The sequence below is a fragment of the Desulfogranum aggregans genome (genome assembly GCF_055398265.1).
Map to the genome: position 1 here is coordinate 685,707 of NZ_AP042447.1, position 24,234 is coordinate 709,940.

Annotated in this window: 25 protein-coding genes and 1 pseudogene; 20 read left to right on the forward strand and 6 right to left on the reverse strand. The window is 47.5% G+C overall.

The annotated features are described in order from the left end of the window. Positions 1 to 136 precede the first annotated feature (136 nt). A complete protein-coding gene (locus ACZ52Z_RS03230) occupies positions 137 to 403 on the forward strand; it encodes a tyrosine-protein phosphatase (protein WP_464269324.1) in 267 nt (88 codons plus the stop codon). Here the strand turns inward: ACZ52Z_RS03230 and ACZ52Z_RS03235 are convergent. Beyond that, positions 400 to 1,565 (reverse strand): IS3 family transposase gene (locus ACZ52Z_RS03235; protein ID WP_464269325.1). Its coding sequence is split into 2 segments (ribosomal slippage): positions 400 to 1,310 and positions 1,310 to 1,565, totalling 1,167 coding nucleotides; the frame shifts between segments, so codons are not numbered across the junction. The two genes, ACZ52Z_RS03230 and ACZ52Z_RS03235, sit on opposite strands and share 4 nt — an antisense overlap. Before the next feature lie 78 nt (positions 1,566 to 1,643). On the opposite strand from ACZ52Z_RS03235, the gene ACZ52Z_RS03240 reads away from it, so the two are divergent. From ACZ52Z_RS03240 to ACZ52Z_RS03325, 18 genes and pseudogenes are all read left to right on the forward strand, one after another. After that, positions 1,644 to 2,315 carry a tyrosine-protein phosphatase gene (locus ACZ52Z_RS03240; protein ID WP_464269326.1) on the forward strand — a complete coding sequence of 224 codons (672 nt, stop codon included), beginning with the start codon at positions 1,644 to 1,646 and terminating at the stop codon, positions 2,313 to 2,315. Between the two features lie 802 nt (positions 2,316 to 3,117). Continuing rightward, entirely contained in the window at positions 3,118 to 3,516 is a 399-nt protein-coding gene (locus ACZ52Z_RS03245) for a response regulator (RefSeq protein ID WP_464269327.1), read from the forward strand. A gap of 68 nt (positions 3,517 to 3,584) precedes the next feature. Beyond that, the gene (locus ACZ52Z_RS03250) at positions 3,585 to 4,520 is read left to right on the forward strand and encodes a hypothetical protein (protein WP_464269328.1); all 936 of its coding nucleotides are present in this window, start codon (positions 3,585 to 3,587) and stop codon (positions 4,518 to 4,520) included. Positions 4,521 to 5,139: 619 nt separating this feature from the next. After that, entirely contained in the window at positions 5,140 to 5,637 is a 498-nt protein-coding gene (locus ACZ52Z_RS03255; protein ID WP_464269329.1) for a hypothetical protein, read from the forward strand. Between the two features lie 140 nt (positions 5,638 to 5,777). After that, positions 5,778 to 6,587 carry a DUF2092 domain-containing protein gene (locus ACZ52Z_RS03260; protein WP_464269330.1) on the forward strand — a complete coding sequence of 270 codons (810 nt, stop codon included), beginning with the start codon at positions 5,778 to 5,780 and terminating at the stop codon, positions 6,585 to 6,587. Next, positions 6,584 to 6,793 (forward strand): annotated as a pseudogene (locus ACZ52Z_RS03265) (hypothetical protein); the annotation flags it as partial. The gene ACZ52Z_RS03260 and the pseudogene ACZ52Z_RS03265, both read left to right, overlap by 4 nt. A 251-nt stretch (positions 6,794 to 7,044) precedes the next feature. Continuing rightward, on the forward strand, positions 7,045 to 7,206 hold the full coding sequence (locus ACZ52Z_RS03270) for a hypothetical protein (protein WP_464269331.1): 162 nt from the start codon (positions 7,045 to 7,047) through the stop codon (positions 7,204 to 7,206). A 12-nt stretch (positions 7,207 to 7,218) separates the two neighbouring features. Beyond that, on the forward strand, positions 7,219 to 7,635 hold the full coding sequence (locus tag ACZ52Z_RS03275; RefSeq protein WP_464270748.1) for an outer membrane protein: 417 nt from the start codon (positions 7,219 to 7,221) through the stop codon (positions 7,633 to 7,635). A gap of 211 nt (positions 7,636 to 7,846) precedes the next feature. Then, positions 7,847 to 8,620: a radical SAM protein gene (locus ACZ52Z_RS03280; protein ID WP_464269332.1), complete on the forward strand. Its 774-nt coding sequence runs from the start codon at positions 7,847 to 7,849 to the stop codon at positions 8,618 to 8,620. 37 nt (positions 8,621 to 8,657) lie between these two features. After that, positions 8,658 to 9,131 carry an SPASM domain-containing protein gene (locus ACZ52Z_RS03285; RefSeq protein WP_464269333.1) on the forward strand — a complete coding sequence of 158 codons (474 nt, stop codon included), beginning with the start codon at positions 8,658 to 8,660 and terminating at the stop codon, positions 9,129 to 9,131. Positions 9,132 to 9,211: 80 nt separating this feature from the next. Beyond that, on the forward strand, positions 9,212 to 9,997 hold the full coding sequence (locus ACZ52Z_RS03290) for a porin family protein (RefSeq protein WP_464269334.1): 786 nt from the start codon (positions 9,212 to 9,214) through the stop codon (positions 9,995 to 9,997). 96 nt (positions 9,998 to 10,093) lie between these two features. Beyond that, on the forward strand, positions 10,094 to 11,332 hold the full coding sequence (locus tag ACZ52Z_RS03295) for a hypothetical protein (RefSeq protein WP_464269335.1): 1,239 nt from the start codon (positions 10,094 to 10,096) through the stop codon (positions 11,330 to 11,332). 157 nt (positions 11,333 to 11,489) lie between these two features. Further along, entirely contained in the window at positions 11,490 to 12,245 is a 756-nt protein-coding gene (locus tag ACZ52Z_RS03300) for a DUF2092 domain-containing protein (RefSeq protein ID WP_464269336.1), read from the forward strand. Positions 12,246 to 12,266: 21 nt separating this feature from the next. Then, complete coding sequence (locus tag ACZ52Z_RS03305; RefSeq protein ID WP_464269337.1) at positions 12,267 to 12,728, forward strand: hypothetical protein; 462 nt, start codon at positions 12,267 to 12,269, stop codon at positions 12,726 to 12,728. A gap of 172 nt (positions 12,729 to 12,900) precedes the next feature. Next, on the forward strand, positions 12,901 to 14,565 hold the full coding sequence (locus tag ACZ52Z_RS03310) for a PqiB family protein (RefSeq protein WP_464269338.1): 1,665 nt from the start codon (positions 12,901 to 12,903) through the stop codon (positions 14,563 to 14,565). A 5-nt stretch (positions 14,566 to 14,570) separates the two neighbouring features. Next, the gene (locus ACZ52Z_RS03315) at positions 14,571 to 15,179 is read left to right on the forward strand and encodes a PqiC family protein (protein ID WP_464269339.1); all 609 of its coding nucleotides are present in this window, start codon (positions 14,571 to 14,573) and stop codon (positions 15,177 to 15,179) included. 228 nt (positions 15,180 to 15,407) lie between these two features. Next, on the forward strand, positions 15,408 to 16,346 hold the full coding sequence (locus ACZ52Z_RS03320; RefSeq protein WP_464269340.1) for a DUF1214 domain-containing protein: 939 nt from the start codon (positions 15,408 to 15,410) through the stop codon (positions 16,344 to 16,346). A 42-nt stretch (positions 16,347 to 16,388) separates the two neighbouring features. Then, complete coding sequence (locus tag ACZ52Z_RS03325; RefSeq protein ID WP_464269341.1) at positions 16,389 to 17,189, forward strand: hypothetical protein; 801 nt, start codon at positions 16,389 to 16,391, stop codon at positions 17,187 to 17,189. 203 nt (positions 17,190 to 17,392) lie between these two features. Here ACZ52Z_RS03325 and ACZ52Z_RS03330 read toward each other — a convergent pair whose 3' ends face one another. From ACZ52Z_RS03330 to ACZ52Z_RS03350, 5 genes are all read right to left on the reverse strand, one after another. Next, a complete protein-coding gene (locus ACZ52Z_RS03330; protein ID WP_464269342.1) occupies positions 17,393 to 17,992 on the reverse strand; it encodes a hypothetical protein in 600 nt (199 codons plus the stop codon). Positions 17,993 to 18,279: 287 nt separating this feature from the next. Beyond that, a complete protein-coding gene (locus tag ACZ52Z_RS03335) occupies positions 18,280 to 19,971 on the reverse strand; it encodes a sulfite exporter TauE/SafE family protein (RefSeq protein WP_464269343.1) in 1,692 nt (563 codons plus the stop codon). Positions 19,972 to 20,788: 817 nt separating this feature from the next. Next, entirely contained in the window at positions 20,789 to 21,199 is a 411-nt protein-coding gene (locus ACZ52Z_RS03340; protein ID WP_464269344.1) for a hypothetical protein, read from the reverse strand. A 132-nt stretch (positions 21,200 to 21,331) separates the two neighbouring features. Next, entirely contained in the window at positions 21,332 to 22,015 is a 684-nt protein-coding gene (locus ACZ52Z_RS03345; RefSeq protein ID WP_464269345.1) for a hypothetical protein, read from the reverse strand. Between the two features lie 189 nt (positions 22,016 to 22,204). Continuing rightward, positions 22,205 to 22,993, reverse strand: coding sequence for a TIGR00266 family protein (locus ACZ52Z_RS03350; RefSeq protein ID WP_464269346.1), 789 nt, complete (start codon positions 22,991 to 22,993; stop codon positions 22,205 to 22,207). A gap of 431 nt (positions 22,994 to 23,424) precedes the next feature. Here ACZ52Z_RS03350 and ACZ52Z_RS03355 point away from each other — a divergent pair, with 431 nt between their 5' ends. Continuing rightward, positions 23,425 to 24,168 carry a Rossmann-like domain-containing protein gene (locus ACZ52Z_RS03355; RefSeq protein ID WP_464269347.1) on the forward strand — a complete coding sequence of 248 codons (744 nt, stop codon included), beginning with the start codon at positions 23,425 to 23,427 and terminating at the stop codon, positions 24,166 to 24,168. The last annotated feature ends 66 nt before the right edge of the window (positions 24,169 to 24,234 follow it).

The following is a 24,234-nucleotide window of genomic DNA, read 5'->3' on the forward strand; positions in this document are numbered from 1 at the left end:
AATGGCTCTGAGTGAGGGCTGAAACTTGAACATACTATGCATAACTTCTCTCAACACCCCCAATCCCATACAAAAAATTGTTTTCTGGTTGGATCGTTCTGGCAAAAAAAAATATTAAGATTGTAAGGAGGTACGTATGAAAATTCTTCGATTCGGCATATTTGCCACGATAGTTGCCGTAATGACAGCTTTCTCTCTTCCTTTATCCGCCGAAACGTTCCCTGGTTCTCTGGCCCAGCTAGCGCCCGGTCAGAGCCTTGGACGTGTCCTGGGAATTCCTACGGTGCCCAACCTGCGTGACATAGGCGGATACAAGACGCAAGACGGTGTGACTGTGGCATATGGACTGGTGTATCGCTCTGACACCTTGACGTGGTCAAGTAAAAATGGACACTTTTCTTAGGCGGCTTTTTTAAATTCCATTTGTTTTTCGAATTCTGCAGGGCTGAGATAGCCCAGGTAAGAATGCAGTCTATTGCTGTTGTAAAACATCTCAATGTAATCAATCACATCACTCTTTGCCTCTTCCCTGTTCGGGTAGGGATAATCAAAAATTCGCTCAGTTTTGAGACTGCCAAAAAAACTTTCCGCGACACTATTGTCCCAGCAATCTCCTTTGCGGCTCATGCTGCTTTTCATCTGGCTTGTAGTGAGAAGTTTTTGAAAACTATGGCTACAGTACTGACTGCCCCGATCTGAGTGAAAAATAAGTCCTGGCTCGGGGCGGCGGCGGAAAATTGCCATTTGCAAAGCATTGATGACCAACTGTTTTTTCATTCTTTTGCTGAGAGACCAACCAACAACTCTTCTGGAATACAAATCAATTACAACAGCAAGGTAGAGCCAGCCCTCAGCAGTCCAAATATAGGTAATATCAGAGCAATAAGCCCTGTCTGGCTGAGAAATGGCAAAATTGCGTTTGAGTAAATTTGGGGCTACCGGAAGATTATGCTTGCTGTCTGTTGTCGCTTTGAATTTCCTTTTCTGCTTAGCTGAAATATTAGCCAATTGCATAAGGGTTGCGGCTTTGGTTCGCCCACAGGATTCACCTGTCGCGGTTAGCTCCTCAGAGATCCTCCTTGCCCCATATGAGCCTCTGGCGCGCTCATGAATTACTTTTACTTTGGGGATGAGCCGTTCTCGCTCTCTCTGGCGATTTGATTTACCCCTTGAACACCAAGAGTAATAACCACTGCGACTCACGCCCATTACATCACACAAGTTGGAGATTGGGTAGGCCTTCTTCTCGGCATCGATAAACTGATACCTTACTCCTTTTCCTTTGCGAAGAAGACCGCTGCCTTTTTTAAAATTTCACGCTCCATTTTGAGCTGCTTGTTTTCTTTGCGAAGGCGTTTGAGTTCGGCTTGCATTGCTGTCAGCTGACCTGGTGATTGATTATCATCATTCGGCTGCTCCGATTCCCTCTTCCACCGGCCAAGCAGGTTTGCGTTCACACCTAAATTACGTGCAGCTTCTGCTATAGAGTAGCCTTGCTCGGTGACCAGTTTCACCGCTTCATTTTTGAATTCATCTGTGTAGTTACGTCTTGATCGTTTACTCATGGATTTCCTCCCTCAAGATTTGATATTTCACTCCTAAGGAAGTGTCCACTAAATTCCTACCACATCACCTTCAACCCGATGAGCGCTGAGGAGATAAAAAAACTTGAACGACTCAATTTGAAGAACAATTACGACCTGCGTACTACTGAGGAGGTCAAGGTCAAACCCGACCAGATACCGTCCGGGGTACAGTACCACCTGTTGAACGTGCTTTCCGATGCCAAATCCGCAGCCCCGGCTCAGCTTGAAGCGCTGCTGCACCAGCCGAAGAAGGCCAACACAGTACTAGGTGGTGGCAAAATAGAGGAAAAGTTTATAGAGGGCTACCGTGAATTCGTTTCGTTGCCGAGTGCGAAACAGTCATACCGCACACTTTTCCTGTCACTGGCCGATCAGCATAAGCTGCCAGCTGTTTTCCATTGCACCACAGGGAAGGATCGTACCGGATGGGCTGCCGCTGCGCTACTCATGCTCTTAGGCGTACCTGAAGAGACAGTCATGGAGGATTTTTTGGCCTCGAACGAATATACTCTGCCACAATTCCAGCATGCGATCGACGGCTTTGTCGCGGCGGGCGGTGATCGCGACATTCCCGTTGCCATTTTTGGTGTGAAAAAGGAGTATCTGGAAGCATCATTTGATGAAATGAAGAAACGTTACGGAACCATCGAGAATTATTTCGCAGATGGGTTGGGCATTGATGCAGGCGTGCAAAATAACTTGCGAGACCTTTTTCTTCAGAAGAAATAGCGGCGTTGGGACGACCCAGCATCCTTTTTAAGAGGGGTGGGTATATATCCGCTACGTTTTTTCGCCAACCGCTTAGCTCGGACATTATCGGTTGCCAATCGAAGGTCTGAATATCCTGCCAGCACATTAATTTTACCTTCTTTTTTGTTTTTGGGCAGGGCAGCCAAACTTGAGGTTATCCTGAGGTATATTCGTAAAGTAAAGTTCCTGGTAATGCCTCCTTGGTATTATTTTAGGTCGTACTATTTGCTACTATTAGTTCAAACTTATTGAATACACTGAACGTATTGAGTCGATCGTAACTTTTTGAAATTACTATAGATGATTAGTATTTCTATATTCTTGAAAAAGCTGCTCCTGGCTCATAACCCGAAGGTCGGGGGGGGCAAATCCCTCCCCCGTTAGCAAGCACTTTCAAGGACTTTGTCAGTTTCCGGCTAAGTCCTTTTTTTATACAGCAGGCAGTTACCGTTATTGTGTTTTTTCCGCGGGCCGTCGAAAGGGGGAGCTAAAAAACACGCTTGGAGCAAGGCGATCTCATGATTGTGTTTCGCAGTAGGGCCTGACAAGCTGCAAAAACGTATCCTCTTTCGTGGTAGGATTGTCATGCAATCTTTAAAACCCCGTAATTTTGCTAGTACCCTTTCTCCAGCGTATACGTTACCTAACAAAGAGTAATTCATTTTAGTCTGTTGCAGTCTGTCTTTACTTCAATCGTCTTCGCAACTTTAGCATTAAGGTTTCTTTCATTCTTGTGCAAATAACTATAGAGCGCATTCCCAGCGTCAGGAGGAACGGCTCAATGAAGCAATATGGAAAAGTGCTTCTCGCAGATGTTCATCAAAATATGCTGGCAGGGGTACGTTCTCTATTGGAGGGGTTATTTGACAAAACTTTTATGGTTGCAGATGAAGCTTCGCTTGTCGAGGCAATTGAGAAAATTGCCCCGGATCTCATTATTGCAGACTTAACCTTCCCGGTAATAGAAGAAGGTAACATTTTGCGCATACTGCAAAAATATTGCCCTCAAATCAAATTCATTATTTTAAGCGTATACGATAGCGAGGCCGTGGTTTCAGAATGTCGTCGAGCTGGAGCCGGGGCGTTTGTTTTCAAACGAACAGCTGTCGATGACCTGACGCTGGCTATTGAGAGTGTGATGAAGGGTGATTGGTATGTTTCTAAAAATGATTGTCTGTAGTTAGGCGGTTTTTTCATGTTGGCCGGGTGTATACCGGTCTTTAACCTAAACGTTACCGGAGGTGTAGAATGGGTAAACGAATTGTTGGTGTGAAACAAGCAACGGTAGTTCTTTTTGCGTTGTCCATGATGTTGCTGGCAACCGTGGCTATGGCAGAAGAAGTCGGCTTCAAGGATGTTGAAGGCTCTGCAGTAGCAATTGATGTGATAACAGATATCGATAAGGAGACTCGGGTCATAACCTTGAAAAACGAAGCTGGCGAAAAGCGATCTTTCACCGCAGGACCTGAAGTCCGTAATTTTGATCAGCTTAAACGTGGTGATTTAGTTATTGCAGAGTATTATCAAGGGTTTGCTGTGGCACTTGAGCCACGTGGTAGTGGCTTGAAAGAGCGTGTCTCCGAGCTTACGGCAGAACGGGCGAAAGAGGGAGAAAAGCCGGGCATGCAGGTTACGGCAAGTATCTATGCCGCTGCTCAGGTTACGGCTATAGACCTGGAGCACAGAGTTGTGAGTCTTGAAGGGGCCGAGGGAGTACTCGTTCTCAAGGTTCAGGACGATATTGATTTGGCGCAAGTAGAAGTCGGACAGGAAGTCGAGGCATTATACACCGAATCGTTTGCAGTGAGCGTGATACCAGCGCCTGAAGTTTCAGGAAAGGTCACCATGAGCATTAAGGCTGTTGCTCTTGGCGTTGGCGTTGAGTGGGGAGAGGGGACGTTCTCCATGTATGACGGAACAAACCACGCATTCAAGGTATCAGGGGTATCGCTCGTCGATGTCGGTATTTCAGGGGTAGAGGCCAATGGAGAAGTGTACAATCTTGTCGAGGCCAAGGACCTTGAAGGCACCTACCTGGTAGGGGAAGCGGGTGCCGCGCTCGTTGGCGGGGGATCTGCTCTTGTCATGAAAAACAGTAAAGGGGTGGTCTTAAAACTGCAGACCGCGCAAAAAGGTGTGCGCCTTACTTTTGCAGGCCAAGGACTGAAAATTTCACTGAAATAAGCAGGACATCGATCAGTTGTACACACTGGCAGAGAAAGGTGTGCTAAATTTGCAATAAATTTTTTCGAAGCTACTGAGTAGATGGCGTCCCGCTGCGCGACGCCATCGTTTCAATACAGCAATTCCCGGTATAGCCGCAAAACGTGAAATAGCGTAATGCCGGCAGGTTCGCTTTCGTAAACTTTTTGCTGTATCTTGTTGTATTTATGATAAAAAATGTAAGTTCGATGTTTTCTTGACAAAAACGTAAAGGCAGTTCGTGATTTTTCACGTGATAACAAAACATTACAAGGAGAATCGCAATGTCTTCACTGCTACGACAGTTTGTTCACAAACACCACTACGCAGGGATTCAGAGATATGGAATATTTCAAATTCAGAATCTATGACATGCATACTTCTAGGTACGCGTTTATCGGATGAACCTGAATTGCTTAATTGACACGACTTGTAGGCCATATGACGTTTAAACCGGGAATAGCTGCGCTTTTCGAATGTCTGGCGAGGTGTTTGCTGAACATATCGGTCAATCTATAACGTCCCCCTCAACCCATGAAGCGGTTTTCTTTTGGCAGGGCAGTAGATGCTACCATCTTTACTGAAGGGAGATGATAACAATATGGAATGGACTGTTTTTAAGGAAAAAATAATCAAGGAGTTGAGTAGCTATATTATTAATTTTGTATATCTGGCACTGTTTTTTTGCATATTTAGCATATATCGAGCATTGCTGATGGCAGAATACAATTTAAGCTTCGCTGACTACGGCGTTAATATTATTAAAGCCCTTGTGTTGGCAAAACTCATTATGATTGGCGACTTGCTTCATTTAGGAAAAAGGTTAAAAAATTTTCCTCTTTGCAAAGTCGCTGTTTATAAAACCATAGTTTTTTCAATTTGGGTCTTTATCTTTCGAGTGTTTGAGTCATTTGCACGGAGCTTTTTTCATGGAAATGGTATTTTTGAAGAATTAAAAAATGCTCTGGAGAAAAACCCATACGAAATGGCAGCTCAGGTACTTATGGTTTTTTTTGCCTTTCTGCCTTTTTTTGCGTTTCGTGAATTAGGAAATATATTAGGAAAAGAAAAGCTGTTGAAAATATTTTTTAACAGGTAGTCCTCATAAAAGATATTTTGTGTGTAAAAATTATTTAAAAAAAACTATGACATAAACTTGGTTTGAATAAAATTATAAATGATTTTATAGTTGTTTGTAGAACAAAAGAATCATGCAAACGTATAAGGAGGTGCACTCAAATGAAGAAGTTTATCCAAATGTTGGTAAGAATTCTCCAGGGTGGCGTGTTCACAGTGGCAATACCATTGCTGCTTGTAGTGTATTCGTCTGCTGAGGTAAAAGCTGATGATGCAGATGCGAAAAATATCTTTAAAGCCATGTGCGATTATGTGCAGTCGCAGAAAAGCCTCTCGTTTGAATATGATTCTATTCTTGAGGTCGTTACAACCGATGGACAAAAGCTTGGATTGGCGAGTTCCGGTTCAGTGATTCTCAAGCGGCCTGATAAAATTCGGGCCATCCGTTCCAGCGGATTTGCTGATGTTGAGATGACTTTTGACGGAAAAACATTAACTTTGCTGGGTAAATACCTCAATATCTATTCGCAACTCGAAATACCTGGAACCATCGATCACTTGGTAAACGCATTGAAAGATACCTATAACAGGCCGTTACCAGCAGCGGATCTGCTTTTGTCGAATTCTTATGACGAGATGATGCTTGATGTAGTTGATGTAAAGGATCTTGGTAGTGGCGTAATTGGCGGCGTTGAGTGTGATCATCTTGCCTTTAGGAAAAAGGAGGTTGATTGGCAGATATGGATTGCCCATGGTGATTATCCCTATCCTGTTCGATATGTCATCACCTCCAAATTTATTGAAGGTGAACCCCAGTACTCTATTCAAACCAGAAACTGGAAGACCGGGAGTGAGGTGCCGGCAACGAGCTTTCACTTCATGAACTCTACCAAGGCCGAAAAAGTCGAATTAGCCGATCTCCAAGGCACAGGTGACTTGCCAGGACATTTTACAATCGGAGGCGCAGAATGAATACATGGAAACTGGGAGGAATCGTCTTTGTTTTTGCACTCATCGTATCTTTCGGGTCTGAGGTTGGTGAGCATTTCAAACTTCCCTGGGCGCAGCACCTGGTGCCGAGTGTCGAAGCCAGGGTTGGACGTCCCTTAACCCCAGTGAGTGTCGCTGGTGTCGGGCGTCGCACTGTAAGACGCTGCGCGGTAGGCGTGTATAACTGCAGTTTTCCACAGTCACAACCTGGAGACAACGTAATTGTGCAGACTGGTTCAGGACTGACAGGCTCTGCGAAAAGTGACAAAGCCTCTTCTTGATTGGTTGTGGAGTTATGTCTCTCGGTTGGACTTGAAATCAAGTGAGATTTGATGTGACGAGGAGGTTTGCCTATTGGTTTAAAAGTACTAGGTGAAGATTGTTACCCAAGATGCACATGTTGAATGATAAAATACCAATGATCTGATGGAGATAGAAAATGAAAAATAAATTATGCGCAGTTGCCATTTCAAGTATATTCATCGCAGGTACGAGCTGTTTAGCAGCCGATGGTTTGTACGTTAAGGGTAATCTGAAATATGCAATGCCTGGTGATCCGACAATTGAAGGCGTAAATATTAAAAGTGATGATGGATACTGATTTGGTGGCGCAATTGGCTATGCAGTCGAAGCTTTCCGTATAGAGGGAGAATTATCAACTCAAAAAACAGATATTGATGCCCTTGGAATAGGGAGTAACGATGCCGGAAAAATTATTGATTCTGGCGATATTCGTATGACCACTTTTATGGTTAACGGCTATTATGACTTTCATATTCGTGACGGGTTTGGAATCTATATCACTGGTGGAATAGGCTGGGGGCAAGCCACTGTCAGTGTCTATAATGTAGACGGAGATGATGGCGGGTTCGCGTGGAAAGGAGGAGCAGGAATCTTCTACGCCTTTGACGATAACGTTGCAGTAGATCTTGGCTGGGAGTACATGTCACTTGATGATGCCGATTTAGACGAGGATGTCAGTGACCTTACATCCAATAACATTGTGCTGGCTTTAAGATATGCATTTTAAAAGCTAACCTATCTGGCCTGAGTATGTAGCCAGTCGCTCGGCTGGCTACATAACAGGCTGGTCCATTTTTTCCGTAAAGACCTGGAACACATGTATCGATTACGGGTTACCCTATCGGCCAAGGACAAACCCGTACCAGGCAGATAGACTATTTTTCATTTTATCTCTGCCAGTGCGGCGGGCTAGATAAACCTTTAAAAACAGGTCTGGCGTGACTTCGTCGATACAGAACAGCAGTGATACTTTCCAGTCCCCTGCAGGACTTCATATTGTAGCTAAACCTATTGGCCCGCTCTGCAACCTCTCCTGTGATTATTGCTTCTTTCTCGAAAAAAAAGCTCCCCTTGCAAAGGATGAAGAGTTTCGAATGGATGACGAGGTACTGGCTGCCTATATCCATCAGTACATAACCCTTCAACCAACCCCTGAGGTGGAATTTGTCTGGCAGGGAGGAGAGCCTACCCTCGTGGGGCTCTCTTTTTACCGACGGGTGGTTGAACTGCAGCATCAATATGCCGGGCAAAAAAATATCACCAATGTGCTGGAGACCAACGGAACCCGACTGACAGATGAGTGGTGCCGTTTTCTCAAGGATCATAACTTTTTTGTCGGTCTAAGCCTGGATGGACCGCAGGATATCCATGATCGTTACCGACGGCATCGAAACGGCAAGGGTTCATTTGAACAGGTAATGGCCGGGCTCCGAATGCTGCAACACTACGATGTTAAATATAACGTGCTTGCCAGTGTTGGCAGGGAGACCGCCAGACGACCGCTGGAAGTGTACCATTTTTTCAAGCAGTGCGGGGTCGAGTACATCCAGTTCGCTCCAATTGTGGAACGAATTGCATGTGAAGCAAGCCGCATGAGGGGTCTATCGCTTGCTGAGCCGGCAACTCTCGATAGACCAGAGAGGGTTAACGGAAGTAACCCCCTGGACCGAGCTGCCCGAGGAGTATGGTGCTTTTCTCATTGCAATATATGAAGAATGGGTACGTCAAGATGTTGGCAAGATCTTTGTTATGAATTTTGAATGGGCCTTAAACGCCTGGCTTGGCGAGCCTTCACCGGTCTGTGTTCATGCACAGCAGTGTGGTGGTTCCCTGGTGCTTGAACAGAATGGCGATGTGTATGCCTGTGACCATTTTGTCTATCCCGCATACCGGCTTGGCAATATTTTGACCGATTCACCGCATACTCTTGCGGAACTTTCCCGTCAGGCAGGATTTGGGAGAGCAAGAGAAAAGGGGCTGCCCAGCTATTGCCGAGAATGTGGAGTGTTGGCTGCCTGTAGGGGAGGGTGCCCAAAACACCGTCTCAGTATGACACCAGGCGGTGAACCCGGACTTCAGTATCTCTGCCCGGGATACAAAACATTTTTCTGCCATACTCGTAAATACCTGCATGCAATGGCGCAACTGATTGAAAATGACTTGCCTGTGTCCTACATCATGAAAGTCGTTCAGGGGCCTCTGGTAGTAAAGAAACCCGGCTAGAGGGTGGGGATTGGAAAACAAAGGAGAAACTCTGGCAAAAAAGGGTCACGCCAACAGATCTAAGTGAAGGAGGAAGAGAAATGAAGAGGATGAAAATGAGAGACAGTTCGATCTTACCCGGTCTTATGGCTGCGCTGGCGTTTGCCTGCTGGAGTATTCCATCATCAGCTACGGCCACGGATTGGGAACTTGAGGTTGCAATTTATGGTTGGTTTGCCGGTATTGACGGCACGGTACAGCATCCAGGCGGACCAGGTCCCGGGGTGGACTTCTCGTACGATGCCGATGATATTCTTGAGAACCTGGAAATGATCTTCATGGGCGGGGTTGCATCCACATATGGCAAATGGTCCATACTCGCCGATGTTGTGTACATGGACGTCGGCGACTCAAAAACAAAAACCTTCCCAGCCGGTTCTGGTTCCGTAGATCTTGATCTGAGTTCCTGGATCGTGAGCGGTGCTGTGGCGTATCAAGTTGCCAAGGGTGACCATGGAACACTCAACGTGCTTGGCGGTGTCCGCTATACCACGGTCGATGTGGATAGTGACCTGGGCATACAGTGGGCACTCCCTGCAGCCGCACCCCAGGTAAATATTTCTGAATCCGAAGCTGTGCTCGACGGAATAATTGGTCTTCGGGGAGAAATCACGCTCAATGACGACTGGTACCTCCCCTATCATGCTGATATCGGAACCGGCGGATCAGAGCTCACCTGGCAACTTTTTGCAGGGGTTGGCTACCGATTCAGCTGGGGCGATATCCGGGCTGGCTACAGGTACCTGAGCTATGACTTTGATGATGATAAAACCATGGAAGATATGGCATTAAGTGGACCTGTAGTGGGCATAGGGTTCAGGTTTTAGGACTACCGGGAAGCACCGTCCCTTTTACTGAAATAGTGTACAGGCAACAACTGCTGAAGTTTTGAGCGGTTACGCTACTGGTGATAAGAGACTATCATGACGAATCAATATAGGTATACACTCTTTCTGCTCATGCTCTCTACAGGTATTTTGCTCTTCGCTCTGCCTGCATCGGGAAGTGGCAGCTATGAAGCTGCGGCAACACTACGAGCCTCACAGGTATTGCCTCAAGAAGTAGTGCACAGCAAAAGCTATTCAATAGAGGAAAAGGTTGAAAATGATGGGTTTACGAACACCTATACCGTGAGTTCAAACAACGGAAAATACACTGTTCGATCCAACATCGGTCTTTTTAAATTGCTGCTTGAAATTGAAGCTATTGAGGCGATGCAGCGAGTGGAACAGAGTGATGTTTTTGTCAACTCATTGAAGGCGTCAGGGGATGCAACGGTTGAGGGCATCAAGAAGCTTGTCACTGATCCAGGGACGACCTTGCAACACGCTGCCACCGGACTCAGTAGTCTTTTCGGACGGGCTGAAGAATCTCTCTTGCATAGTACTCCGGGCGATACTGAAGATTCTCGAGTCGAGCAGACCATCGGTTTTTCGCAAGCCAAGCGGGAGATAGCCTATCGCTACCACGTTGATGTGTATTCACGCAACCAGCTGCTCCAACAGAATCTTGATCGTATCGCCTGGGCTGACTATGCCGGGGGCATAACCCTTGGCGCAGCTACCATGCCCATAGGTGGTCTTGCCGGCGGCACACTTACTGTATCAGGTACTGCCCGTATTTTAGGAGAGGCTGTTGCCACCTCTCCGCCAGCAGAGCTGAAGAGGCAAAACAGAAAAAGGTTGGATCGGTTGCATATCGATCCAGCCCTGGCCAACCTCTTTATTGAAAATCCTCACTATTCCCCCTTACAGCAAACCGCCTTTGTCATGGCATTGGAGAAAATACAAGCAAAGAGAAACGTTGCGTTACCCCTCCATGTTGCAGTACATGCCTCTAACCCGGAAAGCACATCTATCATGACTTCTCTTATGCTTATGCTCTCAGGGTATGATAAAAACATTACACCCGTGGTCGAATTTCGATCTGTTGGGCGCATTTTTTGTGGTGTTAATGAGAAAGGAACAATGATTGTCACCTTACCCGCTGATCATGTCACATGGAACAGGCGCCTGGCAGGTGGAGTGGCGAGTATTGGAAATCATCCGGGAGAATTATGGATAACAGGAACGTTTTCCGATTTGGCTAAAGAAAATCTGCAAAAGAATCATTGGACGCTTGAGGAGAAGGTCGCGGGCCGCATTGGATTTGAGTACAAATAGCTACGGCACGAACCAGGAAAAAAATCACCATGCAGGGGCGATATTACTGGCAACCAATTGCTGGGCTGAATCACCCGGCCACTGACCGGGAGGATGGAAAGCAAAATTTCAGTTCGCAGTTGTCCTCCACAAACACAAACAAGGAGATCTATGCGCGATGAATTTTTATAAGTATTGTATTGCAATGGTTGCTTTGCTCCTTTTCAGCGCTGGAGCAACCCCTTCTTTGGCTCAAGAACCGTCAGCGAAGGCGAAGATAGACCCAACTGCAACGGCCATATTGAAACGAATGTCAGCATTTATTGGAAATGCCGAGCAGTTTACCGTGACAACAGAAAATGCGCTTGAATACCTTCTTGATTCAGGGCACTTGATCGATATTGACGTATCGGCCGACGTTATGGTGCATAGGCCCAATAAATTGAGGGCGGAACGTCACGGCAAGTTGGTGGAGCAGGTTTTTTACTATAATGGCAATGTCCTGACTTTACACAATCCAGAGACGAATGTATACGCAACAGAGGTTGTCCCGGATAATTATCTCGAGTTATTCAGATTCATGGCAAACACACTTGGATTTGCCGTACCAGTCTCCGATTTGATCCTGGAGAATTCTTACGCATTACTGACGGAAGAAGTTACCTCCGCACAATATCTCGGTCAAAGCAACATTTATGGTGTGCTCTGTGACCAGCTGCTTTTCAGCCGCCCTGGGGTTGATTTTCAGGTATGGGTTGCTGTGGGTGACCAGCCGATCCCTTATAAATACGTTGTCACCGACACATCTACACCCGACCGTATGAGTATACGAACAGTGTTGCGTGAGTGGGATTTCACCCCTGAAATCAATACGTCCAAGTTTACATTCACTCCTCCTGATGGTGCTCATAAAATTGAATTTCTCCCATTCTAACTATTTATGCAGGAGCAGCCAATGAAACGACTTTCTCGAGTACTGGTCCCCATGTTGCCTGTTGCAGCGATGTTAACTATTGACATCCCGATGTTACCCTTAGAACTTGTACCAGATGCACAGGCGATTTTTGGGGTGCGTCGCAGAACGGCTGTTGTAGCCTATTCAGCCGGAAGATCAACAGGAGCTGCCGCGGCCTCTGCTTCCCAGCAACAAGCTGCTGCCGCCCAACAGCAGGCGGCTTACTCTCAGCAACAAGCTGCTGCCGCTCAACAGGAAGCGGAAGCGGCAAAGCAGCAGGCGGCCTCACCACCACCCTCCTCAGGTGTACCCATGGGTACCGTACTGGAAACGCTTCCCAAGGAAGGGTGTTTGCCCATCACGGTAGGAAACACCCAATACCAGAAGTGTGACGATACCTTTTATCGTGCCGCCTTCATGGGGAACAAGCTTGTATATGTTGCAGTTGAAAAGCCAATTTAAATCGCTAAATTCAAAGCCGATACCGTGGAGAGTAAAAGAACTATATCCCTGCTAATGCTCTGCGCGTTAACCTTCTGTCACCTTCTCGCAGTTGGGATGGGCGCTGTCACTACTATGTTCGCCCCGGAGTCAATTTATCCTCAGCTGATTTTGGACACTTTGCAGACTACCCATGCAGAATAATACTGAAGCCAAGCAACCGGCGTTGCAAGCTGCGGACCCGGTTATCAAAGCCCATCGCTCTTTCTCCATTGTTTGGTTGGTGCCAATTGTCGCCTTACTTGTTGGCGGCTTGCTCGCCTACAAGGCGATTACTGAAAAAGGCCCAATGATAACACTGTCATTTGCCACTGCCGAAGGTCTTAAAGCCGGCGAAACAAAAGTCAAGTACAAATCGGTTGACGTTGGCGTGGTTGAATCCATTCATATTAATGAAGAGCTATCTCGGGTCATCCTGGATGTGCAAATGAACAAAGGCAGTGAATCATACTTAACTGACCAGACAAAATTCTGGGTTGTTCGGGCACGTGTTACAGCCGGTGAGGTGAGTGGTCTCGGCACACTCCTTGGGGGCGCCTATATTGGAATTGAGCCGTCAACAAAAGGTAAAGAGCAGAGAGATTTCGTCGGACTTGAAACCGCCCCCATTGTTACCAGTGCCGATAAAGGAAGTTTTTTTCAATTGGCTGCACCTCGCCTTGGTTCACTCAACCCCGGCTCCCCGGTGTATTTCCGGCAGGTAAAAGTAGGCCAGGTGGTGGAATATGAAATGGATACTGCTGGCAATAGCGTTGATGTCAGCATCTTCATAAATGCTCCCTACGACAAGTTTGTCCGTAAAAATACTCGGTTTTGGCTCGCCAGTGGTCTTGATGTACAACTCACCGCAAACGGCATTAAGGTGGATACTGAATCCGTCGTCTCCCTGATTATCGGTGGAATTGCCTTTGGCACCTTTAACGAAGAACCTCTTGCTGAACTGCCGTCTGCAGAGAATACGTTTCGACTGTACGAAACACGCGATGAGGCCAAAGATGATCAGTACCGGATGAGACATCAGTATTATGTAGAATTTTTCGAGTCTACTCGCGGTCTGTCTATCGGTGCACCTGTTGAATTTCGTGGAATACAGATAGGGAAAGTCAGAGATATCTCAATGAAGCTCTCTTCTGACAAACTCAATTTCTCCACCATGGTGCTCTTGGATGTTGAGAGGGATCGACTTGGTTTGCTAGATGAAAAGCAGAAAGATCTTGATCAACAGGTCAGAGAGATGATGAACAATGGTCTTCGGGCACAACTCAAGACAGGGAGCCTTTTGACCGGTCAGCTGCTGATAGATGTTGATTATTATCCAGATGCCGCAAAAGTCAATGAGCAACGGTACAATGGCTTGCTGGTCGTGCAAAGCGTGCAGTCTTCAGCACAGGAAGTGATGACCGGGGTGGTCAGTTTTATCAACAAGGTGGACAAACTCCCCATTGAAGAGATAGGTCAAAGCCTGCACAATTCGTTAACAGGGATCGAACGTATAGTTGAAAATCCCGATATTGTGGAATCCATTCATGCTTTACGCAGCGTCCTCTCTGCACTTGAGGAAACTGCAAAGCATGTTAATGCGGATACAATGCCCGAAATAACAGCGACACTACAGGAACTGAATCAACTGACCAATGAGGTAAAAGGGTGGTTGAGTGCGGACTCACCTGTGCAGAGCAACCTGATTAAATCGCTCGAAGAAATCGCCAAGGCGTCCAGGTCTATAAATAATCTCGCCGATATGCTTGAGCGTCATCCGGAGGCATTGATTCAGGGCAAAACACTGAAGAGGAACTAGTGGTTGTGAGATCTCCTACTATATTACTGGTTGTTATCCTGCTGTCGGCAGGCCTGTCTGGCTGTATCGCATCAAGTCCAGAATCTGTCTACTACACGCTCACATCACCCGATCCAGGTGAAACTAGCCTATCCCCTTCCCAACAGTGGCCTTTAGCTCTCGGCATCGGCCCGGTTTCCTTGCCCAGTGAACTTGATCGTCCCTCCATTGTTACCCGTTCACAGAAAAATCGTTTAGTCATAAACGAGTTTCATAGATGGGGTGGGTCACTTGAGAGTGATTTTGTACGGGTTCTGACTGATAACCTGCGCAGGATACTGCAAACCGACAAAATAATGGTTCGACCATGGGAGGGATATTTTGACCCTGACATTCGAATGAGTCTGGATGTGCATCGACTTGACGGTCGTTTGGGAGAATACGCATCGCTCAAGGCAACATGGACTCTATACGATAAAACAGCAGACGAGTTGCTTGTGATTCGTCATGGAGATTTCACCGAGCCTGTTCAACAGGATGGGTATGATGCGCTTGTTGAGGCACAGAGTATTCTTATCATGAGGCTTGCCGAAGAAATCTGCACCACCCTCTTTGATATTGGGACGCTTCAATAAACAGCTATTCGCTTTGAGAAGCTCAGGATGGCTTTTATTGCATGGATCAGTTCAGGTGGCTGCAAAGGACGTTCTTTTCGGAGGGACCGTTGAAGCCTCACTCGCTATTACCGGCTTATTTGACCACAAAAACCGACATGGAGGAGTAACGCAATGAAACATTGTTTGCTCAGTATTATCGTCTTGGGGTTGTTCCTTTCGCTGGCGAGCTTTGTCAATGCATCAGAAATGGTAACCGTTGATAACTTCATCCGTGCAGAGACGGATGTGACAATGAACAGTTATGTTCAACAGGGAGCACTGGGAAAATTCCTCCACATTCGAAATCCCACACCAATTGATCAACAGAAAGTTATTCGTATGAATCGCGATACAATCTATTCTTTTGGTGTTTTTGACCTCACAGAGCCGGTCACTGTTGTGAAACCTGACAACAAGGGCCGGTTTCAGTCGATGCAGATCATCAATCAGGATCACTACACGCTTGAGGTCGACTATGGCCAAGGTGAATACACTTTTACCAAGGATAAGGTCGGCACGCGCTACCTTTGCATTCTTATAAGGACATTTGTTGATGCCGGTAATCCTGCTGATATTCAAGCCGCAAATGATCTGCAAGATCAGGTAATCGTACGGCAAAAGGATCCAGGAAGTTTCGTGATACCTGAGTGGGATGAAGCATCGCTGCACAAGGTCCGAGACGCAATCAACGTTTTAGCAGGAACCCGAGGCAGTGCCAAAGGCATGTTTGGCAATATAAATGAAATCGACCCGATTAGTCATCTGCTGGGGACGGCGTATGGCTGGGGTGGAAACCCGGATAAGGATGCCACCTATCTCAACGTGGTTCCAAAGAAAAATGACGGCAAAATTCCTTATGTCCTCACCGTAACAGGGAAAGTACCGGTTGATGGTTTCGTGTCAGTCTCTGTCTACAACGCCAAAGGATTCATGCAGAAAAATGACAGGAATGCGTACTCAGTGAATAATGTGACTGCCGAGAAAAATCCGGACGGGTCGGTGACCGTTCATTTTGGTGGCGACCCTTCCAAGAGGAACTACCTGCCAATCACCCCGGGCTGGAATTACATCGTCAGAATGTACCGGCCACAACAGAAAGTCATCGACGGATTGTGGACTTTTCCTGAAGCTACACCGGTTCTGTAAGGATGGTCTTTGAGTATAAATGATAAGCAAAAGGAGGGAGAAATGAAGATGAAGGTAGGAGTGTTAAGAAATGCGATTATGTGCCTGATAGCTGTATTGCCAGGTAGTGCCTTTGCCAGTGCAGCGACAACACCAGAGATATTACACGACGGTGCAGACGCAAAACACATGGTTGTTAAGAACATGCACCAGACCCGTTATATTGAAATGTTCCTTGCATTTAAAGATCCGGCCACGCAAAAATTGGTCGCAGCCTGTTACAACCCGATGTTCACGTCTGAAGGAATTCCCGCAACCAGAGATACCGCTCCGCAGGCCCTGGTGGAGGGACTGGATTTTGAAAAGATCAAAAAAGAGTACGGTGTCCTCAATGCTTCATTGAATGGCCCTAAATTATGGTTGCCTGACTGGACAGAAATAGAGGCTGGAGTAGTCAGGGAGTTCAATGGGATAGCAGCCCCATGGGTAGGTCAACTGGACATGGGAGGCAATACCGGCGGCGTAGCAGAAAGTAAACCGTATAAGCCTAAAAAAATTGCTCGAAAAAGCGGCATTGGCTGGAACAAGGGAACAACGGTCTTGCTTCTTGATGATCAAGAAGGCAATACCTGGGTCATGAAAGGGTTTCAATTGGGGCTGACTCCACCATACACCTACCAAGAGTTTGTTGCTGCGGGAATGGACCAGTTTAAAAATTTACCTGACGGCTGGACGTTCAGGGTCAAAACCCTTGAGAAGGACCTCATCGAAAGACCTGAGAATGGTATAGCGACCATCATGCCGGATGAGTTTTTCAACGTATATGATTTGACCGGACCGGGCATGACCAACTACACGCCATAATTCATAGATACAGCCAGGAAAGTTAAAAAATAGTCTTTCCCCATTTTGTAAAACAGCGACGCACGCTGTAACCACCTGGCACTGACTAAAACAACCACCAACCATAAGCGCCTTCTATCCCTTTGTGGGGCGCCTGTGCAGCATCCTGTTCTGCCCTGACTTGGTCAGAACAGGATGTTTTCTTTTCAATCCCGTTTTCGTGCTCAGTCTTTTCTTTCTGGTGCGTGATCCAGCGTTTCTTTCCGGGGGAAGTATCTGGCGAGAACCGTGGAAAAAAGGAGCAGCCCCATGAGATAGACCGTAAGGAACAGCAGTTGGATGGAAATGCCGTCTAATCCAAAGGGCCTGGAGGGCAGCGGTATCACAAAAGGGGAACCCGGGAGAATGACGTGAGTCCAGTGGAGCATGAGAAAGACCGGCAGCAGGTAAATGGCCACATAGGCCACATACCTGCCGGCAAGATAGGTGTTGAAGTCCTCATCGATTTCCTTATCTGTCACTCTGTACAGCGCTTCTCTGCTTTTCCAGTCTGAAAGGAGTTCAAGCTGACGCTGCTGTTCTTTTTTTTCTGTAAACACCTGTTTGAAGTGCCTTTCCTTGTCTGTCACCCTGAAACGTCTGCGAAGATTGATGGAGATCAGGCTCGTCAGCACTGCAGCCGCCGCAACTTTGCATGCCGGTGGAGCGTGAATGCTGTCCAGCGGCACCACAATGAAAAGCTCAAGACATTTTCCAAGCAAGCGGAAAAAAGGATCAACCACAGAAAAATACAGTATATCAAGCCAATGGGAAATAATGTCCATAGAGGCCCCCATCATGTGATCCCTTTATGCATCTGCCTTTGCGCCTCTCCCCCTGATGTCTGCTGAGCATTTGATCATTTTTCGGAGAAATGCGTGAGTTCATGATGAGTGCCATCAAGCCAACCGGGTCGTAAATACAAGGCATGCTCATCAATGCTCAGTCCATGCGGTGCGATTGTACTCTGTATTCTGGCTGTCTACGATACGCGCAGACCCCGCGTTAGTCCACGAGGTTGAATGCCAGAACCGTTGAGCCAGGAATCGTCTGAACCGATGCTAAATCCCGGCTAGCGCATGAACCAGAGCAGGTCGGTATATTTAGCAAAAATAATGATCAGGGCAAGGGCTAGCATACGCTTGAGAAAAATTTCCGGTAAGCGTTTTTGGATTTTGGGGCCCACCACACCGCCACACATGGCGCCGGCAGCAATCAGGGCCGCCATGATCCAGTCCGGTTGATAACCCATGGTGACGAACTTGGCAATGCCGCCGATGGAGGTGCCAAAACCGCCCGTCAGGGCAATAGGGACAGCCAGGTACATGGGATACCCCACCAGGGTAGTCATAAAGGGCATGAACATGAATCCGCCTCCAACACCAAAGGCAGAGGCGATAACTCCCATCACGATGCCGCCGAACAACATCAGCAGGGGGCGGGCCACAAAGTTCTCTCCCCAGAATTTCATGTCGAATTGAATAAAGTTGAATTTTTCAAATTCGACCTTGCCTAGCTCCATGGCTTTGCCGGATTCCTTGGCCTCCTTGACCGCTCGGTTGAATTTATCAACAATCGCCTTCATGCTTTTTTTCTTTTCAATGGAACTGGGCAGGGATTCCATAAAGAGTTTAATACCGATGACCAGACAGATAATGCCCAGGTAAAATTTGAAGGCAGCCAGGTTGAGGTATTTTGCTGACAATGGAGGGCCAATAAAAAAGGCGCCGGTGATAATGCCGGTGGCAAAACAGAGGGCAACCGGCCAGGCAAACCGTTTTTCCCTGAAATAACTGATCAGGCCGGTGATAGGAGAGCAGAGTGTCAGAAACAGGTTGGTCGGCTTGATCGTGTTGCCGGCATTGATGCCGATGGGTCCCTTTGTTCCGATAACCGTAATCTGGTAGGCGGCCGTGAAAAGCCCGCCAGCAGCTCCCATGATCACAAAAAGCACGCCAATGACAAAGGCCCCGCCGAAAACAACCAAGGGATTCATGTACACATTGGCGGTCTTGAAATAGAATCCAGATGATTCTACCTGGAAGGCACCGATTTTCTGGCCATTGACATAAACAGCCATCATCGTTTCCGGTGCGATGTGCTTGTAGGGGCGCATGCTTGCGGAGAATTTACCCGTTGTTTTGTCCAATGTCAGGCTCACCCCTTCATTCCATGCTTCCTGCTGCCGGTCGAAATCGGTCAGTACCATTCTTGCGTTGCCGCCGCCAATGGCGGCTTCTTTAGCAATGGTGTTGATACCAAACTTATTTTCGTGGGTGAAAATAATATAGTCCCACTGGGTTTCGGTGGTAATAGGGCCAAGCATGGCGCGGCTTTCAGGGGCAAGGGTCTCCCATGTATTAATTTTGTTGACCTTTACTTTGTATTTGAAGGGCGGGAAGGCAAAAGGTCCGCTGGTCTGCCCTTTATTCACGGTTTCGATGGACGCATAGGTGTCGGGATTGCTGGCCACCACATAATAGGTGGCCGGGATCTGGGTATCGCCAAAAGCGTTTGTACCGTTTTTCCCCTCGCTCAACCGCGTCCGTTCTTTTGCACCGGTGGAATCCGATGCCTTGAAGAGCTTTTCGGAACAGATAACGACGGTCAGGTCGCTGTCAGGGGCAATCTGTCCTTCAATGGTGATCGGATCGCCTGCCTTAACTGCGCTGGCAGATATCTTTGCCTCAATGGCAAAAGCATCTGAAAACGAAAATACAATGACCACGCTTAAAAAGAGGGTGATCAGCCTGGTGTGATGCATTGTTCTCTCCTGAAATAGTTTGGGTTGAATGAGGTCGTCAATATTTCACGCACGTCAAGAGAAAGCGGAATCTCATGGCTGCCTGCGTTTTCATCAAAGTATACAAGGAGGTATTGTTCGAGCTCGGCTCATTTTCCAAGTGGTTGTGCAGAACCATCAGGCAACTGCCGAGGCAATTAGGCGTAGCAGGGCGGCATTGTTTATTTGCCTTCAGGACCTTTTTCAGAGATGGGGGCATGCTGGGCCAATCCGGCGTCCTTTATAGGATATACCTGTTTGACATTCGGTTGATTTCTTGTCGTCGAGTTTTTGTTTGCCTGTAAAACAGCCACGGTACATTTTTCGTGACTGACCCTCCCATAAAACATGCAGAATCGGTTTGCCAGTATACGTCAATCTCTGGAAATAAAAAGAGCAAACTCTCTAATTTTACATACATAATTTGCCTCCACGCTGTGCATTTCCTACGGTGTGGTTGCTGCTTTTTTCCTGAGGTGTAAAAAGCAATGTGTTTTCAGGTGTCCTGGCTTTCCGGGTGAACAATGGTGATGAACTTTTCGGTTATTACCTGTACTGAGCCTTTTTTCGTGATACCCCTACAGCGGAGCAGTATTTTGGTAAACGATCTATCGTTGTGAGTGGTGGAAATTAGTTGGTGAACAAAGGTGTTGCGCCTCGGGGAGTATGGGAGGAGCTGGCGAATTGGAGGCGGGAGGTGGTCAAGCAGGAAAGGAGGGAGCCAGGCTATGACAATCTCTTTATTTTCAGGGCAAACTGTGGCGCTGGGGTGGCCGGCACGCCTGGCGTTTCCAGGAAGCTAGGACCCCCTGGCATGCGATGGCTTGTTCCTGGCAACGACAAGAATAAAATAGGCAACTATGAGGTCCGCTATGATGTGTGGACCGATATGCAGCCACCAATCACCAGTTGAGAGCCTTTGCAGTGCGGCATTGAATACTGCTGGGGTAAGTGCGCCTTGTATCACGTACCCCTCCGCCTGCATGGAGGCAACGATGTCGAATAAACTGCTTGTGGTGCGAAAAAGGCCGGAAATATTGAAAATGTTAAAGACAAGCACTGCTAAGCCTACGCCGAGTCTTTTCTGCCTTGACCATGCCGCTTCTCTGGAGAACACCCATCCAACAACACCAGCATTCCATCCGACATAGAACTGCCAGAATGAAATCACTTGATCGTTAAGTTTAAATGCTATGGAGAGATCATCCATTTTTTTCTGGTAACATCTATGCCTAGCTCCGTCTGGAAAGGGTAAAGATTCTGGCAAATAAAGGGTGACAGTACCAGACGACAGCCGCAGCCTATTGTTGGGTCTCGAAAGCCGGCCGACAGTTTGGCCGTGCTACAATACTTGATCTGCAGCACCACCAAAATCCGACGGCTCTGGCAACCCTTTTCCCTTGGCCTTCTCTCGAGCTTTTTGATGGTTCATATCAGCGGGAAGAAAAATGACGTCTTTTCCCAGACGATCGGCAGCTAGGAGTTCATCTCGAGCAACTTCACCGCCGCCGATTCCAACTACAACAGTACTGTTTTCCACCATCGCTGTCGAGGTTGAAGACAGCCTGTCGCTTTCGTCAATGAATCCACCCCACGTAGCATCTTCCACATAGAATACGTAATCAACACAGGTAGACAGTTTCGCATCATATTTTTTGGCCTGGGTCGATACAATGCCGGTAGTCATGAACCCTTTCTCTTTGGCCAATTCATAGATCGCGCCTATACCTTCCGGGGTTGCGCCTATATTGACTATGGTTTGAGATGCGTCATATTCATCAAGGATACGTCCCGCTTTTTCAAGCATCGCCTGTTTATCTTCATATTCCGCACCGGAATAGCCGACAAAGGTAATGACCACTTTATTTTTATTCACAAAGAACGTTTTGATTTCATCAAGCGTAACATCCTTTACCGTCGTGGCCACCTCACAGGCAATAGCTTTGCTTTGCGGAAAAATACTGAAGAGGCAGATTTCAAGCGCCACAATCCAGACTTGAAGAAATTGATCTGATTGAGCCTTCATTTCTTTCTCCTGGGTTGACTTGAATACAGTTTCGACGGACAAGGGCTTCGCAAAATTTCTGTGATAAGGTGAAGGTAACTGCACAGGAAAGGGACAGACAGCACTCATCCCAAAGTGCAGCAGGCTAACCATGCCCCATTTTCTTCCTGCAGCCGGGAAAAAACAGGGCAATGGCGGATAGGCACCGCATTATTTCTCAAACAGTGTCCCCAGGTTGCCCAGCATTGACCCTTCCCCCTTGTTGTCACCGCCAGCTGATGGGGCGTTGGCAAGAATACGGTCCGCCAATCTGGAAAAGGGCAGGCCTTGCAGCCACACGGTTCCATGACCCTGCAGAGTGGCAAGGAATAACCCTTCACCGCCAAAGAACATGGATTTCAGGTTGCCGGAGCGCTCTATACTGTACTCAATACCAGTTGAAAAACCGACCAGGCAACCGGTATCCACGAGTAATTTTTCGCCTTGGAGTTCTTTTTTCACCACGGTGCCACCGGCATGAACAAAGGCCATACCGTCGCCTACCAGCTTTTGCAGTATAAAGCCTTCACCACCAAAGAACCCGGCCCCCAGCTTCTGGTTGAAAGCAATGCTGATTTCGGTGCCGAGGGCTGCGCATAAAAAGGCGTCTTTTTGGCATAAGAGTTCCCCTCCCGCAATGCTGCCCAGGTCAATGGGAATAATTTTTCCTGGGTAGGGCGCTGCAAAGGCTACCCGTTTCTTACCGCCACCATTATTGGTAAAATGGGTCATGAAAATGGATTCACCGGTGAGGACGCGCTTGCCGACCCCTTTCAGCAGACCCATAATTCCGTTTTCCGATTCCGACCCATCGCCCATTTTTGCCGCAAAACCGATACCCTCTTCCATGTAGTTCATGGCACCGGCTTCTGCGATGACTGTTTCCCCTGGATCGAGTTCCACCTCAATTATCTGGATATCATTGCCAATGATTTCATAGTCTATTTCATGACTCCGCATGGTATTTCCCTTTGCTTGAGTTTACAGTAATTGTTCGTGCTTTCATAGATATACAAGTGTGTACCCCTTGTCAATCGCTCAGCTGGCAGGGGAGGGCCATTGGAACCTACACCGTTCAGGTCATTTAGCCTGTTGAACGGATGGTTACTGCTATCAACGGAAGGAGAGATGTTCAGGCATTTCCATGAAATGCGTTGTGCTTTATCACATCACTTCAGATTCTGCAGAAGGTAGAATGTTAAAGTATTGATTTAAAATTAATGGTATGCGCTGCAAAGTGAATGTGTTGTGGAGGTCAAGGGCGGCTATGGCGTTGTATTTGGTTGGCTGGAGATGTATAAGAATGGGTGCAGGGGGGAGAGTGGGGGTGATTCTCGAAAAAAGAAGCGGCAGGGCGCGTAAGCTGTAAATACATTTGTTGAGGCGTTGAAATGTTGGTTAGTGAAAGGTTGAAGATCTCTGGAGAGCAGCAGTGCCAAGACGCATTCCTTGCCGATGTCCGTATCGGCTTAGGGTATACCTACGTGGAGCTGCACGATGGAAAAGCCGGAATCGCCTGGACACCCGGCAGGGACGGGTCGACAAGCTGTACCCATCTACCCAAAGCAGGGCAGTTGCACGAGTGCTCTGAGGCTGAAGCGCTCCAGCTGTTGACAGGGGAAGGGCATCTCGAACGGGCGATAGGGCTTGCCACCTTCAATGCGCTCAATTCGCGGGTCAAGCGGGAAGTTGATCAGATGGAAGCCATTGCCCGGCTGGAGCTTTCGGCGGATGACCGGGTGGTGATGGTTGGTCATTTTGCACCGCTCATTCCGCGAATAAAAAAGAGCGGTTGTCAGCTCGATGTCCTGGAGCTGAACACCAGCAGGCCTGCTCAGGTCGATCTGCGCACTGATCACGAGATACTGACCGCATGCGATGTAGCGATAATCACTTCAACGAGCATCATCAATAATACCATCGACAGGCTGCTTGGTCTTCTGCGCCAGAGCCGGGCAGCTGTTATGCTCGGGCCTTCCACTCCGGTCTGTCCGGAAGCATTTGCAGGCACTGGCATTACCCAGCTCAGCGGCTCCATGGTCAGTGAAGCTGCCCAGGTGAAGCAGGTGATCTCACAGGGCGGAGGTACCATGCTCATGAAAAAACACCTGCAGTTTGTCAATATTGGGGTCTGACAGGGGCTGGTGAGGTTCTCTTCCGGCTTTTTTGCTGGCACGACTTGGGCATATCGCACCTGAAAG